The organism is Poseidonibacter ostreae, from assembly GCF_009208075.1.
Taxonomy (GTDB): domain Bacteria; phylum Campylobacterota; class Campylobacteria; order Campylobacterales; family Arcobacteraceae; genus Poseidonibacter; species Poseidonibacter ostreae.
Genome location: NZ_WFKJ01000020.1, coordinates 1 through 15,693, shown reverse-complemented (window position 1 = coordinate 15,693; position 15,693 = coordinate 1). Strand labels below are relative to the sequence as shown.

Here is a 15,693-nt window from a genome sequence, read left to right as displayed (position 1 = left end):
TATATTTTTAAAAAAGAAAAGAGGCTTTACTCCCATAGGAGTAAAACTACTTAACTTATTTTCTTAAATCTTCTTCTGCTAAAACATCAGGTCTTAACTGTTCTAGATACTCAACAGGTAATTTTCCTGTAATTACTCCAGGGATATATCCTTTTACAGATACAAAATATGAGTACACTGTTTCAAACGTAAAGAATGAAATAATAGCACTTCCCATAAAGTGAATAAACAGAATAAATCTTTTTAACTGTATCGTTTCCGCATGTGTTGCTGCATCAGGAGCCATCCACCAAATTATAAAACCACTAATTACAAGTAATGCACCAAATGATACATACATGTAATAGTTAATTCTATCCATTGGCTCATATTTTCCTCTTAAGAAAATCTTATTCCAAAGTTTTGTACTTGATCTTTTAAAATACTTATGATCTTTAAATGCAATAATAGTCATGATTAACCAAACAGGTATCCATCCAACTCCTACTATTTCATGAGTTGATCTCATAAATCTAGCAAGTTCTCCACCACCAGTTACGTTTCCAAATGTAATTGAAAAACCAGTGATAAATAAATAACACATAATTATAATATTTAGTAAAAGTACTAATCTTTGAAAAATTGAATATACTTGAACTTTATCATCAGCTCTAGTAATTTCAGCTTGTTTTCTTCCCTTTGCAACAATAAACATCGTTAAGAATAAAAAGAACTCTACTACAAATACAATAGGTAATAAATGTTGTCTTTCTTCAAATGCTCTAATTACTTCAGGCGCAATTGCATTATAACTAGGTCCGTAAAGACCAACTTCCATTTGTTGATACTTAGTTAAACTTTCAAAAGGAACAATTTGCCCTGTAAAGTTTCCTTGTAGCATCTGTAAAAGGAATTGATATACGTAACTAATATCAGCAATAGTTGCTAACCAAAAGTACCAATATGTTAAAAGGACGAATAAAAGACCTATAATTATATAGGCCTTATATTCACTTAGAAAACTTTTATTTTCCATACGCTTTATCCCAACCATAAGGTGCAGATTGAACCCCATGTCCAGCAGACATTACTCTTTCTCTAAAAATATTTGCTACAGATTCTGCATCACCTACTAATAAAGCTTTTGTAGAACACATAGCAGCACAAACAGGAACTTTACCTTCTGCGATTCTATTTTGTCCATATAATTCTCTTTCATGCTCACTGTTAGTTTCTAAAGGACCACCTGCACACATTGTACATTTATCCATAACACCTTTTGTTCCGAATGCCCCATTACTTGGGAACTGTGGAGCTCCAAATGGACAAGCATATAAACAATATGAACAACCAATACATGTATTCTTATCATGTAAAACGATACCGTCTTCTCTGATATAGAAACAATCTACTGGACATACTTGTTCACAAGGTGCGTCTGTACAATGCATACAAGCAACAGATAAAGAAAACTCCATCCCTTGCTTACCTTCATTAACAGTAACAACTTTTCTTCTAGAGATTTCAACAGGTAACTCGTGTGCTTCTGCACAAGCAACTGAACAACCATCACAATGAATACATCTGTTTTCATCACAATAAAATCTCATGCTTGCATAATCTACATTATTATTACTCATATTGATTCTCCTACACTCTTGCTATCTGACATAATCCACCCTTAGTCTCAGGTATTTGAGTAACAATGTCATAACCGTAGTTAGTAACAGTATTTGCACTTTCACCTGTTGCATAAGGAGCAGTTCCATCTGGATATTTATGAAGTAAACTTTCACCTTCCATTACACCAGCGAAGTGAATTGGAATAAATATTCTATCAGGAGTAACTGAATGAGAATAATGTGCTTTTACTTTAATTTTAGTTCCTTGAGGTGAATGAATCCACATCATTGAACCATCTCTAATTCCGTATCTTCCCGCTAAATCAGGATTGATATCACAGAACATTTCTGGTGTTAATTTAGCTAAATATTTACTAGCTCTATTTTCCATACCAGCACCGTTCATATTTACAAGTCTACCTGTAACTAAGTTAATTGGGAAATCTTTTGCCCAATCTTGTTTAGTTTGCTCAGAAATATATCTTGTATCAACTCTCCAATGATTCGGCTTATCTGCAAAACTTGGATATTCTTTTGTTAAATCTGTTCTTGGTGAATGTAATGGTTCCCTGTGTTTTGGAATCTCATCTGCCCATCCCCAAACTTTAGCTCTTGCTTTTGCATTTCCATAAGGAGCAATTCCAGCTTCCATACATTTTTCAGCAATAATGTTTGATTTATCAACTTTCCAGTTTTTACCTATCTTAGCTTTTTCATCTTCAGTTAATGTAATACCTAATACAGCTTCTATATTATCTTTATTAATTTCAGGATAACCATCTTTGTTACTAGAAGCTTTTGGTGCACTGCCTTTACCAGCTAGTAAATTAACACCATCTCTTTCCATACCAAATCTGTTTCTGAACCCCATACCACCTTCTTTAACACTTCTGTTAATGTTGTATAATACTGGGCTTCCTGAGTGTCCTTCTGTCCAACAAGGCCATGGTAAACCATAGTACTCACCTGTCATTGGTCCGTAACCTCTTAAACTAACTTCATCAAACATGTGCCAATTTTCTTGGTGCATCTTTAATCTCTTAGCTGTCCAACCTGTTAATCCAATAGTTTTGATAATTCTAGCTATCTCATCTGTTGCATCCTCTGGCCAAGTAAAGTCTTTTTTATTTTCTTTTACTTTCATTCCAGCTGTAAATTCATCATAGAACCCAAGTCTTTTTGCTAATTCAAACATAATATCTTGGTCAGCTTTCGATTCATACATTGGTTCGATAACTTTATCTCTCCATTGTGCAGATCTATTAGTTGCTGTTACTGAACCTGCTGTTTCAAATTGTGTAGCAGCTGGTAAAATATAAACATCATTTTGCTTATCAGTAATAATTGCACCTTCATTTACAAAAGGATCACAGAATACTGCAAGATCTAAATGGTCTAAAGCTTCTTTAACTTTTTTTGTTTGTGCAGTTGATGTAATACCATTACCCATAACAAATAAAGCTTTTAATCTTGTTCCTGCATTGTGAATTGCATCTTCACCTGGATTTTCACCAAGTACACCAGCCCACCATCTAGCTAATGTGAAACCTTTTTTATTCATCCATGAAGGATCTTTAAATCTACCTTGTAACCAGTCAAAATCTACACCCCATGATGAAGCGAAATATTTCCACGAACCTTCAGATAAACCATAATATCCTGGTAATGAATCAGCTAAACAACCAAAATCAGTTGCCCCTTGAACATTATCATGACCTCTAAGAATATTTGTTCCACCACCTTCAACACCCATATTACCAAGTGCTAATTGTAAAATTGGAGCCATTCTTGTATTAGAAGTTCCATTTGTGTGCTGAGTTAAACCCATCGCCCAAATTAAAGTTCCTGGAGTATTTTGTGCATAATGCTTCGTGATTTGTACAATTAAATCTGCATCAACACCTGTAACTTCGGCAACTTTTTCAATAGGCCAGTTTTTAGCTTCAGCCATAATTTCATCCATACCAAAAACTCTATCTTTAATAAAATTCTTGTCATGCCAACCTTTTTCAAAGATTATATTTAACATTCCATACATAAATGGAATATCAGTTCCTGGTCTAATTTGTGCAAAATAATCTGCTTTTGCAGCAGTTTTAGTAAATCTAGGATCTACTACAATTATTTTAGTGTTATTTCTTTCTTTAGCTTTTAAGAAATGTTGAAATCCTACTGGATGATTTACTGCTGGATTTGCTCCAAAAATAATTATCGCTTTAGAATTTTGAATATCTCCTAAAGAATTTGTCATAGCACCATAACCCCATGTGTTTGCCACCCCGGCAACTGTTGAGCTATGTCAAATTCTAGCTTGGTGATCTATATTATTAGTTCCAAACATTGCAGCAAATTTTCTATAATAATAAGATTGCTCATTATTGAACTTTGCTGAACCTAAAAATTGAACTGAATCAGGACCATCTTTTTGTCTTAAATCTTCAAGTTTTGAAGCAATACCATCTAATGCCTCATCCCAAGAAATCCTTTTCCATTCACCGTTTTTCTTAACCATTGGGTGTTTAAGTCTTACTTCAGATCTAACCATATCAATCATATCAGCACCTTTACAACAGTGCCCTCCTAATGATACAGGGTGATCTTGAGCAACTTCTTGTCTTACCCAAACTCCGTTTTGAACTTCTGCTATTACACCACAACCAACTGAACAAGCTGTACATACAGTTTTAACTGTTTGTGAACCAGGGAATGGATTCTTAATCTCTTCCGCTGTTGCTTTTCTAGTAGCTGTAGTACTTGCAAAAGATGATGTAACTCCAAATGCAGTTGCAACTGCAGCCATTTTCATAAATGACCGTCGTCCTACTTTTGCATTTAAAGATTCATATGTATTTGCTGACATACATTACTCCTCTACTTATTTTGCGCTCTTGTAAAATTCTTCCCAAGTCGCAGTTTTTTTGTATAGAATTTCTTTTTTTGTAGAACTTCCAACAATAACACCATTATTTTCATCACCTTGTACAGATGATTTTCCAGTAGCCGCCAATACACTAGTTCCTGCAACTGCTGCTGCACCTGCTGCAACCAATGCCGTTTTCTTGGCAAAATTTCTTCTGCTTTCTTGCACGACTGACCTCCTTATAGAAATTAAGCCCCTAAACTAAGAGACTTTATTAAAAAAATTATTCCTAATTTTCTTAATAAAATCTCCAAAAAAGGAATTACCTTTTTTAGATCTCGCTTTCTGCTGCACTTACGTTATCAATAGGTCCTGTAGGTTTTTCATCTTTAGGACCCATTGCTTTTAATGCTTTATTTCTAGCACGTCGTTCTAGTTCTTCATCAGAAATAGTCTCAACTACTTCTTTTTTCTCAACTTTTACTTTTGCTTTTGGTTTACTAACACTTAAATATAATCTTTCAAACTCTACAAAAGAATGTAAAACAACTATTAATTCTTTGAAAATTTTTGAACTTTCGTGTTCATAAACTTCTTTTGCAAAATCATCTATAAAATCATTAATAATTTCTGAGAATATACAGTGAACAGTATTTTCATACTCTTTTTCACCATTTGTAATACTTTCACATAATTGTGCCATAAATGAAAATAAGAAACCAACTGAATCTTCATATTCAAAATAGTTCTTTTCATCACGTCTTAGCTTTGTCTTTGCAACAAACTGAATCATTTCAACTCTTTTCTTACCAGACTCAACACCTTCATCATAGTAAGAAGCGGTTAACCTTATTTTTTTTGTTGATGGGTTATGAAAAATATCATCAAATTCTTGAAGTAATACTACATTTGAACTTGAATCAAGAGATTTTGAAATATCTTCTAAAGCAGACCCAGAACTTGGATCTAATGGGTTTTCTTTTAAAACATTAATTAATTTAATTAATTCAAAATAGTTCTCTGTTTTTTGAGTATCCACGAAAAAATTTGCAAATAAATTATAATAAAGTGCTCTTGCTTTATTTATTGCTTGATTATCTTGCATTAGGCATTTCCTTTGTTTCTTTGATCAAAATGATTTTGCATCATAATTTTTGGTTTACAATCTGCACAACAATATAAACTTCTCTCTTTTACAGGATCATGTGCAAAAAGAGGACTCATCATATTTGCAATTTTTGTAACTGCTTTTGTAGTTGCAAACTCAACACCACACTCAACACATGCAAATAAATCATCTTTTGCTAAGATACTTTCTTTAAACCAAGTTGGTTCTAGTTTTATAACATCTTTTTCAATTGTTAAACAATCAGCTTCAGGGCATGAAACTTCACAGTAACCACAAGATGTACATAAAGAAGGATTTAATCTTAATGTATTATCACTTGCATCTGCTTGTAAAGCATCAACATTACAAGCTCCAACACAAACTAAACATAAAGTACATTTATCTTCATTTACTTTTACAAGTCCATAATGAACATGCTCACCAGTTTTTACTTCACCTAAATCTTCATCTCCTACAATTTTTTGTAATCTATGAGAGAAAATTTCTCTTTTTTTAAGAGTATCTTGGTTGAAATTAAACTCAGAACCTTCAATAAATGAAACTTCATCAAGTGCAACTTTAAGTTCATCTTGATTCATTGCAACTAAAATTGCATTTTTACCATATTTAGCTTGGTAAATATCATTTACAATTCTAATTGCATCTCCAGAACCTTTTGAAATAAAGTCTGAGTAGAAAATAACTTGAGAACCTGAAATTTGAAGTAGAGTTAAGAAAGAAGCTTCATGTAAAAACTTTTCTCCCTCAACTGCAAAAGGTAAGATATTCTCTTTTAATGAAACTTCTAAAGAACTCATGTTCATTTTCTCTGGAATTACTAAAGGATGAGTCTCCTCATAAAATTTACTCATTTCAAATAAAGATTCTTTATTTGATGGTGCATAATCAATAGCACCACTTGGACATACGGAAACACATCCACCACAACCATGACAATCAATTTGAGAAAAACCTAAAGTTTTTGTCTCATCATCTTTTGTAATTGCAACTGTAGGACAAACTTCTTCACATTTAGAACAGATTTCTTCTCTTCTTTCATGATACTGACAAATAGTATGATCATAAGTAGTAAATTTTTTATAAGAATAAGAGTTTATATTCTCTTTTAAAGTTTTAACAACATCTTCTACACTTGTTAAATTTGGATCAAAAGTACCACTTTGATTTAATCCAATTTGCTTAGCATCAAACCAAACAATTTGAGATACATTTAAAGTAACATCTTTCCCCTCATCATCAACAATAACTGACAAGTTTCCAATATGACCTGAAATTTGTTTTATAATATCTTCATTAATAGAAAATAACTCAAAATCATCTGGATTAATTGCATTAGTAAAAGATTCATACTCTTCTTTTGTATTTGCTATAAGTAAAAGTTGTTTTGAAACTTCTTCATCATAAGAAATATCTTGTGCAAAGTCGTATTTTGTAGCTGCAATTTCATAAAGTTTTAGTACATTTTCAATTTTTGCAGAAACTGAATCCTTAGAATTTTTAATATAAAAGTCGATTTCATCAGCGTTTAACTCTGAATCTACTTCTTTTGTATTAGAAATTAAAAAGTTTTTATTTTTTGTATCATTAATATCACTAGTAACTAGAATCTCTTCACTAATAGGGAAATCTAGGCCTTTTGGATTATAATATATAAATTCTTGCATATAACATGCCTTTTTGGTCAATAATATTTTACTTAATGATATATGTATAAAAATTAAACAAGGCTTAAAAGTTAAAAAATATTTTACCAAAATTTTACCAACTGTTACTTTTAAGCTCGAATATAAATTCAAATGTTTTTATCTATCAAAAATTAAAGCATTTTTTTGAATATTTTTTAGTAAACTACATTATGATTAAACGTATTCCAATATTATTTTTTATTTTAGCAATAATTTATATTTACTTTAAAGATGAAACTTTTACTGACAAAAATATTACCATAGGAACCTCAATTCCTAAAACTGGTATTATAAAAGCTTGGGGAGATTCTGTAACTGCTGGAGCTAATTCTTACTTTAAATATGCAAATGATGAAAATCTTTTAGGTGATAAAAAAATAAACTTTTTAATTTATGATGATAAGTATGAACCTGAACTTACAGTTGACAATGCTAAAAAGCTTACATTTGAGGATAATGCTTTTGCACTCTTTGGTTTAGTAGGAACTCCAACTGTAAAAAGTATTTTGCCTATTTTATATGATAAAGATATACCTTTGTTTGCTACATTTTCAGGTGCATCTTTTTTAAGAAATACAAAAAATGAAAACTTTATAAACTTCAGAAGTTCATATCAAGAAGAGATAGAAGCTATAGTTAGTCATCTGCATGATGAAAAAGGCTTAAGTAGAATTGCTGTTTTTTATCAAAATGATGATTATGGAGAAGAAGGATATATATCATTAATTAACTCTTTAAAAAAAAGAGGACTTCCTTTAGTTGCAGAAGGCTCATATAAAAGAAATACCCTTTCAATTAATCATGCTTTTAATGAAATAAAAGATGCTAGTCCTGAAGCTATTGTAATGGTTGGAGCTTACAAAACAAATTCTCTTTTTATAGAAAAAGCAAAAGAAAATATAAAAATGAAAAATACAATTTTTTGTAATATATCTTTTGGTGATGCAAATGAAATGGTAAAAGAGTTGAAAAAACAAAAAACAAATACTAAAAACCTTTTATTTTCTCAAGTTGTTCCAAGTTATTTTGATACGAATATTCCTGTGATTTTAGAGTATCAAACATTAATGAAAAAATATTATCCAAATCAAGAGTTAGGTTTTATTTCACTTGAAGCCTTTTTATCTGCAAAAGTTTTAGTAAATGCAATAAAAAGAATAAAAGGTGATATAACAAGGCAAAAATTTCTTCATAATTTAAAAACTACACCATACAATTTATTAGATGGAGTTATTTTAAACTTTAGAAATACACAACTACTAAATAAGGTTTATTTATTTGAATACAAAAACTCTACATTTGAAGAGATGAAGAACTAGTATGAGTTTAAAAAAAATATTTGCATTTTTTGATAATTTAAGTTTTAAATATAAAACTTCATTTTTAATTTTTATTATTGCGGGAGGAATGATTTGTATAGTTGTTTTATCTCAAATTTCTACATTTACAATAAAAGAAGATTTTGATATTTTATTTGATAATAGAACAAAAACATTAATTAAATTAGAAAATATGAAAGATACTTATAAGGTAAATATACAAGATACCTTAAAAGACCTAGAAGAGAAAGATATTTCTTATATTCAAGCAAAAGAAGTTTTAGAGTTAGCACAACAATTAATTGAAAAAAACTGGCTTGAATATAATGAGAATATAAAGCATAAGGCATCTCTTTTATTCATAAATACTTTTATTAAAAAGTTTTTAATTAATGAAGAAAAATATCATGAAAATAAAGTTTTAAAGAAAAATATAATAAATAATATTAATAAAAAACTATTGAAAATAAAAAAGAAACTAATTAATTTTGATGCAAAAGAAAAACATGCTTATTATGCTGAACTTAATCTTAGTATAAATGCTATATCTATTTACATAACAAGTTTGATTAACTATGATTTATCACTTGCAATTAATGAAAAAAGAAATACTCAAAAAGTCTTTAATACTATTATGATTTTTTCTTTTATTTCTATCTTTTTAGTATTCTTATTTTCTATTATTCTTACTGTTTTAATTATTAATAATGTTAAAACCTTACACAATAGCTTAGAGCAAAAAGTAGAAGAAAAAACAAAAGAGTTAAAAGAGTTAAATAACTATCTAGAAACAAAAGTATCAAAAGAAGTAACTCAAAATAGAAAGAAAGATATTATTATGTTTCAACAAGCAAGGCTTGCATCTTTAGGAGAAATGCTTAATAATATTGCACATCAATGGAGACAACCACTTGGTTCTTTAACTATGATAGTACAGAGTTTTCAAACAAAAATGCTAGTAGGAAAATTAACTGAAAAGTTTGTAGATGAAAAAGTAGAAGATGCCCTACTTTTAGCACAAAATATGTCTAATACTTTGGATGATTTTAAAAACTTTTTTTCTCCAGATAAAGCAAAAAGTAAATTCTTTATAAAAAACTGTATTGAACACTCAATGCAACTTGCAAAATACTTATTAGAAAAAGAGAATATAAAAATAAATCTAATAATAAAACAAGATATTGAGATAAATAGTTTTTATAATGAGCTATCTCATGTATTTTTAAACATTATATCAAATTCAAAAGATGCTTTATGTTCCACTGTTAATAAAAATGATAGAATAATTAAAATTATAATACATAAATATAAAGAAAATATCATAATAAATATGATTGATAATGGGGGAGGAATTCCTGAAGATATTGTTCCTAAGATTTTTGAACCTTACTATACAACAAAGTACAAAAGTGCAGGAACGGGTATTGGTCTTTATATGTCAAAACAAATTGTTGAAAAACATATGAATGGTACTATTTTATATAAAACTGTAACACATAAAATCAAAGACAAGCGAAATTTTAATTGTTCCTTATTTACTATTAAAATTCCAATTATAAACGAAGAGGTTAAAGATGGAAAATAAAGATTTAAATATCTTACATGACTTTAATATTTTATATTTAGAAGATGATGAAAATTTATTAAAACATACACATGATGTATTAGAAGATTTTGTTAATAATATATATGCAGTAAAAACATCAAAAGAGGCTATGGATATACTACTTAATAAAAAAGTGGATGTAATAATTTCTGATATATTACTTGAAAATGAAAATGGAATTGATTTTTTAAAACATATAAGAGAAAAAAACATCTATATTCCAACTATACTAACAACAGCACATACAGATACAAAATATTTACTAGATGCTATAAAATTAAAAGTTGAAAACTATATTGTAAAACCAATTAATATAAAAGAGTTATTAAATACTTTACATGACATATTACTGCCTGTAGTTCAAAGAAAAGAGATAAGAAAGAATATTCATGTTATTAAAACAATATCAGCAATTACAGATAGTAAGCAAGTAGATATTATAAAATATATCATAAATAGTTTAGATAATGATAATCTTTTTACAGCCTCATATACTGAAGTGATGGAAGAGATATCTATTTCTAAACCAACTCTTATTAAACTTTTTAAAGAGTTAGCAGAAAAGCATATATTAGTGAAAGTTGCTCATAAAACTTATAAGTTTAATGAAGCATCTTTAGATAGTATTTAAATTACAGGTTTATCTATTCCAAATTTTTTATACCAATCATAAGATAATACTATATGATGATTAGCTTCGTTGTCTAAGCTTTTAAGATATTCATCATTTGGGTATGTTTTTGATAATTTAATCCATATATTTACAGCAAACAATAAGTGTGCTTTAATATCTTTTGGAACTGGAATATAGGGTCTAAAGTCTGTAATGCCTTCTTTTTCAAGTTCAGCAAGTTTTTCATCTGTAATATAATCTATTGGTGTATTTGTTCTAGGGTTTCTAACTATTTTAGCTTCCATATCTTTTTGATATTGTGCATAATCAAATACTTCAACAGGTTCGTAATCTTTATTTATAACTTCATTCATTTTAAAACTTCTCTTATGTGATTTTTGCGTATTATAACAAGTTAATATTTAAATTAAAAGTTCTATACTATTTAGTATTTTGTTGAGTTTTTTTAATAGTCTCATTTGTAGTTTTAATAGTTTCATACCTATCTAATAAAATTGTAACCATGTATCCAAGTGAAATAACAATCACTGAAATTATTACTATATTTTTCATGTTTTTCCTATAATTTTTGATTGTATTATAGAGTAATTTATTTTAAAGAACATCCACAAGAAGAAAAACTAGCATCAGCTCTTAAATATTCTCTTGCTTTTTTAGAAATTAAATCAACTATAATATTTAATAAAGCAGTTACAAGTAAAAGCAAAAACATTTTATCTAATCTAAAATCAGCAATTGCAGAATCAATAAAGAATCCTAAAGTAGCAATTCCTAATATTCCTAATATTGCACTTTCTCTCATAATAATTTCCCATCTATAAAATAAAAATGCTAAAAATTGATTATAAACACGAGGTAGTACTTCATAAAAATACTTTTCATTTCTTTTTTTTGTAACATCGGGACGTAAGCTTAATAGATTTGTTTCATTACCCATTAGGTGTCCAATTATTGAACCATTATGTAACATTAAAGCTAATGCTGCTGGAAGCATTGAGGGACCAAATAACTGCAAGAAGATATAAGCTAAAATATATTCAGGAGTTGACCTTAGAATTACTAAAAATATATGTGAAGTAAGTCTTGTAGGTTTTGAAAAAAACTTTTTTGAAACTAAAGGAAATAAAACTAAAGCCAAAAGTGCAGTTAAAAAAAGAGATAGTTGTGTTAAAACTATTGTATTAAAAACACCAGGAAGTATCTCGTTTGAAAAGATATTATCAAACCAAGCTAGAGTTTTGTCAAAACCTAAATCATTTCTAATTGGATGTGGCACAATATCACTTGTTACAAATCTTACTAAATTATCCCAGTTAAATCCTGAAAAATCATCTAGATAAAAGAATGAAGCAATAGTCAAAGGAGTAAAAGTATATTTATTAAACCACCATTTAACACTTGCAATTACTATATAAAATAGTATTAACATTAACCAAACTTCGTTGTAATAGCCTTGCATAAAAGAACTAGAAAGATAATATCCTAAAGTAGTAATTCCAACAAATCCTAAAATTGCAGTTGATCTTAATGCACACTCAAATCTATATAAAGTATAAGAAATCAAATGAGGAAAGGCATCTGGTATTTTTGTATAAATAAAATATGATACTTTACTTTTCCCTCTTAAAACGTCAGGGAAAGTATCATGTTCTTCAAGTATTTCAGCGTATACTTTTGCAAGAATTGCACTATAAGGTATGATAATTGCTAGTATTGCAGTTAAAGTATTTAGTCCAAAAATCTGTAAAAATATTAAAGCCCAAAAAAGTTCATGAATTGCACGTGTAAAGGATAAAGATATACGAACTAGCATATTTGAAAAAAACAAAGCTAGAAAAAATCCAATAATTGAAGAGATAAAAATCGAAATAATAGCAATAGTAATAGTGTTTAAAAAAGCTTCGAATAAAATAGAATAATTACTAAAAGAAAGCTTTATAATTGAGAAAAAGAATTCTTCAACTAATAAAGAAGTATCAACTGTTGAAATAGATAAGTCAGCAATAAAGAAACTTATAAGTCCAACAATAAAAATTATAAAGCTTACCCTTAGGTTTTTAGTCACAAACATAATACAACTTTTGCCTATCATCTTCATTTAAGTCACTACAAGCTTTATCAACTAAAACTTTTCCATTTTTAAGGCCTATTACCCTATCAAAGTTTTTTATTGCTAAATCTACATTATGTAATGCACAAATTGAAGTTTCAAACTTAGTAGTTAATAGTTTTAAAATTTCATCACTTAAATATTCATCAAGTGCTGAAATTGGTTCATCTGCTAAAAGTATTTGTTTTTTGTCAAAAACTGCTCTAGATATTGCACATCTTTGTTTTTGTCCACCTGATAGATTTGCAATTTTTGAATGAAGTTTATCTTCTAATTCTACTTCTTTTAAAACTTTTAAAATTTCATCTTTATATTGTTTTGAAGGTAGAATTAAATTTCGTAAGTTAACAAAAAGTGAGTTTTCATCAAGTTTTGAAATATAAACATTGTGAAAAACTGACAGATTATTTACAAGACCTAACTCTTGTGGAATATATGTAGAGTTTTCTTTTTCTAAGTCAAAAAGGTGTTTTAATAAAGTAGATTTACCACTACCACTTTTACCTAAAAGGGCAACTTTCTCGCCCTTTTTAATAGATAAACTAAAATCACTTAAAACTGTAAAGTCTCCATAAGAGATAGATTGTTCTTGTAAATTAAATGCCATATTAAAAATTAGTCAACTAAACCTAATTTTCTAGCTGTATCTAATACAGGTTTAAAATCTTCATTTTTAGCTTCAATAAATCCAGTTCTTGGGAAAGCATTTAAGATTTTTTCATCTTTAATATTTAAGATTGCTGCTTGAAGTTTTTTAGTAAAACCAGCACCGAATTGCTTATCTAAATCACCACGAGCAGTGAAGTTGTAATCAGGATATCCAGGTGTTTGATAAATTATTTTCACTTTTGAAGGATCAATTTTTCCAGATTTAAGTTCTCTTTTCCATACTTTATAGTTAACAGCACCTACTTCGTAAGCACCACTTTGAACTAATTCAACAGTTTTTGAATGGTTTCCAGAGAATCCAACTTTTTTGAAAAGATCATTTGGAGATTTTTTGAATTGCTCAGTAATAAAATACTCAGGCATTAATCTTCCAGATGTAGAACCTTTTGAACCAAAAGTAAATGTTTTACCTTCAATTCCAGCAGGAATAGTTTCACTTTTTTCTAATCCTGTTGAAGTATTCGCAATTATAAATGAATGAAAATTCGGGTCTTCGTACCCTTGTGCAATTGCAACTGAACCAGGAACTACAAGTCTAGCTTTAACACCAGATAATCCACCAAACCATGCAAGTTGAACTTGATTGTTTCTAAATGCTGCAATAGATGCAGAATAAGACTTAACAGGTACAAACTTAACGTCAACATTTAATTCTTTAGTTAAATAAACAGCTAACTTAGAGAATCTCTCTTTTAATTGTGTTTCATCTTGATCTGGAATTGCAGTAAATGTAAAAGACTTTGCATATACAAAACCAACAACCATGATTAACATTAGTAATATTTTTTTCATAGGATTAAACCTCAATAATTTGAAGCATACATTAAGATATAAAGTAAGATTGTTAAATATAATCATTCTTTATGTCAAACCTAAACCTTAGGTCTAAATGCTATTTTAAGTTGGCATAATACTATATCAAAAGTAAACAAAAGATTAAATGGTAAAAAAATTTTTACTATCTTAATATCTATTTAAAATAAAAAGATGTAAAATCTTTTTATATCATTACATTTAAATGTAAAAAAGAGGAAATATGAATAACGAATATAAACTAACTAAATTCGTTCAAGCAGCAGGATGAGCAGCAAAGATGGGTCCGGGGGATCTTAAACAAACTCTTTGTAACTTATCACCAAGTGATGAAAAAATTTTAGTAGGATTTGACACAGCTGAAGATGCTAGTGTTTATCAAATAAATGAAGAACAAGCTATTGTACAAACTTTAGATTTTATTACACCAGTTGTTGATGACCCATATATTTATGGTCAAATTGCAGCTGCAAACTCTTTATCAGATGTTTTTGCTATGGGAGCAGAAGTTAAAACTGCTTTAAATATAGTAGGATTTGATAAAAAGAACTTATCTTATGAAGCCTTAGGAGAAATCTTAAATGGTGGAAATGAAAAGATTAAAGAGTGTGGTGGACTTTTACTAGGTGGACATACTATTGAATCACCTGAAATGTATTATGGACTTTCTGTAACTGGTATTATTCATCCAAATGATATTGTAAGAAATAATACATCAAAAATTGGACATGTTTTAGTTTTAACTAAACCAATTGGAATGGGAATTTTAACAACAGGAATAAAAAGAGATTTAGTTGATATGAAAGTAATGAAACATTGTGCAAATATTATGGCAGCATTAAATTACCTTCCATCTAAAATAATGAAGAAATATGATGTTAGTTCTTGTACAGATATTACTGGATTTGGTTTATTAGGACATAGTTTAGAATCAGTAAATGAACTTACTTCTTTCTCTATTCAATGTTCAGAAGTTCCAATTATTCAAGAAGCAATTGGATTATCTGATGATAATGTAATTCCTGGTGGGACTAAAAAGAATATGAAGTATATGGAAGAAAAAGTTACATATATGAGTAACTTATCACACTATTGTAAAGCACTATTATGTGATGCACAAACATCTGGTGGCTTATTAATTGCAATGGATCCAGCTGATGCTAAAGAGTATGTAAAAGAGATTCAGGATTTAAGTTTTGGATATGCTAGTATTATTGGAGAAGTTATTCCAAAAGGTGCAAAAGATATTATCGTTCACTAACAAAAG

The 15,693-nt window shown here is 28.9% G+C and carries 15 protein-coding genes; 4 read left to right on the top strand and 11 right to left on the bottom strand.

The window, feature by feature from the left end:
• Positions 1-55: 55 nt before the first annotated feature.
• From GBG18_RS07740 to GBG18_RS07710, 6 genes are all read right to left on the bottom strand, one after another.
• On the bottom strand, positions 56-1,015 hold the full coding sequence (locus GBG18_RS07740; protein ID WP_226896429.1) for a cytochrome b/b6 domain-containing protein: 960 nt from the start codon (positions 1,013-1,015) through the stop codon (positions 56-58).
• Positions 1,005-1,619 carry a formate dehydrogenase FDH3 subunit beta gene (fdh3B, locus tag GBG18_RS07735; RefSeq protein ID WP_152189931.1) on the bottom strand — a complete coding sequence of 205 codons (615 nt, stop codon included), beginning with the start codon at positions 1,617-1,619 and terminating at the stop codon, positions 1,005-1,007. Before fdh3B ends, GBG18_RS07740 begins: the two co-directional genes overlap by 11 nt.
• A gap of 10 nt (positions 1,620-1,629) precedes the next feature.
• A complete protein-coding gene (locus tag GBG18_RS07730; protein ID WP_152240607.1) occupies positions 1,630-4,461 on the bottom strand; it encodes a formate dehydrogenase subunit alpha in 2,832 nt (943 codons plus the stop codon).
• A gap of 15 nt (positions 4,462-4,476) precedes the next feature.
• On the bottom strand, positions 4,477-4,689 hold the full coding sequence (locus GBG18_RS07720) for a Tat pathway signal protein (RefSeq protein ID WP_152189928.1): 213 nt from the start codon (positions 4,687-4,689) through the stop codon (positions 4,477-4,479).
• A 103-nt stretch (positions 4,690-4,792) separates the two neighbouring features.
• Complete coding sequence (locus tag GBG18_RS07715) at positions 4,793-5,566, bottom strand: TorD/DmsD family molecular chaperone (RefSeq protein ID WP_152189926.1); 774 nt, start codon at positions 5,564-5,566, stop codon at positions 4,793-4,795.
• Positions 5,566-7,254, bottom strand: coding sequence for a 4Fe-4S binding protein (locus GBG18_RS07710; protein ID WP_152189924.1), 1,689 nt, complete (start codon positions 7,252-7,254; stop codon positions 5,566-5,568). Before GBG18_RS07710 ends, GBG18_RS07715 begins: the two co-directional genes overlap by 1 nt.
• Before the next feature lie 191 nt (positions 7,255-7,445).
• Between GBG18_RS07710 and GBG18_RS07705 the strand changes: the two genes are divergently transcribed.
• The 3 genes from GBG18_RS07705 to GBG18_RS07695 are packed head-to-tail and all read left to right on the top strand — an operon-like array spanning position 7,446 to position 10,831.
• Positions 7,446-8,594, top strand: a complete 1,149-nt coding sequence (locus GBG18_RS07705; protein WP_152189922.1) for an ABC transporter substrate-binding protein — start codon at positions 7,446-7,448, stop codon at positions 8,592-8,594.
• A 1-nt stretch (position 8,595) separates the two neighbouring features.
• Positions 8,596-10,179, top strand: coding sequence for a sensor histidine kinase (locus GBG18_RS07700; RefSeq protein ID WP_226896430.1), 1,584 nt, complete (start codon positions 8,596-8,598; stop codon positions 10,177-10,179).
• Positions 10,169-10,831, top strand: a complete 663-nt coding sequence (locus tag GBG18_RS07695) for a response regulator (RefSeq protein ID WP_152189921.1) — start codon at positions 10,169-10,171, stop codon at positions 10,829-10,831. The genes GBG18_RS07700 and GBG18_RS07695 overlap by 11 nt, the downstream gene beginning before the upstream one ends.
• Here the strand turns inward: GBG18_RS07695 and GBG18_RS07690 are convergent.
• From GBG18_RS07690 to GBG18_RS07675, 5 genes are all read right to left on the bottom strand, one after another.
• Positions 10,828-11,187 (bottom strand): hypothetical protein, encoded by a 360-nt coding sequence (locus tag GBG18_RS07690; protein WP_152189919.1) that lies wholly within the window; start codon positions 11,185-11,187, stop codon positions 10,828-10,830. The two genes, GBG18_RS07695 and GBG18_RS07690, sit on opposite strands and share 4 nt — an antisense overlap.
• Before the next feature lie 67 nt (positions 11,188-11,254).
• A complete protein-coding gene (locus GBG18_RS15655) occupies positions 11,255-11,386 on the bottom strand; it encodes a hypothetical protein (RefSeq protein WP_255467376.1) in 132 nt (43 codons plus the stop codon).
• 37 nt (positions 11,387-11,423) lie between these two features.
• On the bottom strand, positions 11,424-12,905 hold the full coding sequence (locus GBG18_RS07685) for a PhnE/PtxC family ABC transporter permease (protein ID WP_152189918.1): 1,482 nt from the start codon (positions 12,903-12,905) through the stop codon (positions 11,424-11,426).
• The gene (locus tag GBG18_RS07680) at positions 12,892-13,551 is read right to left on the bottom strand and encodes an ATP-binding cassette domain-containing protein (protein ID WP_152189916.1); all 660 of its coding nucleotides are present in this window, start codon (positions 13,549-13,551) and stop codon (positions 12,892-12,894) included. The genes GBG18_RS07685 and GBG18_RS07680 overlap by 14 nt, the downstream gene beginning before the upstream one ends.
• An 8-nt stretch (positions 13,552-13,559) precedes the next feature.
• Positions 13,560-14,405 (bottom strand): putative selenate ABC transporter substrate-binding protein, encoded by an 846-nt coding sequence (locus tag GBG18_RS07675; protein WP_152189914.1) that lies wholly within the window; start codon positions 14,403-14,405, stop codon positions 13,560-13,562.
• A 244-nt stretch (positions 14,406-14,649) separates the two neighbouring features.
• Here GBG18_RS07675 and selD point away from each other — a divergent pair, with 244 nt between their 5' ends.
• Positions 14,650-15,687: a selenide, water dikinase SelD gene (gene selD / locus GBG18_RS07670; RefSeq protein ID WP_226896432.1), complete on the top strand. Its 1,038-nt coding sequence runs from the start codon at positions 14,650-14,652 to the stop codon at positions 15,685-15,687.
• The last annotated feature ends 6 nt before the right edge of the window (positions 15,688-15,693 follow it).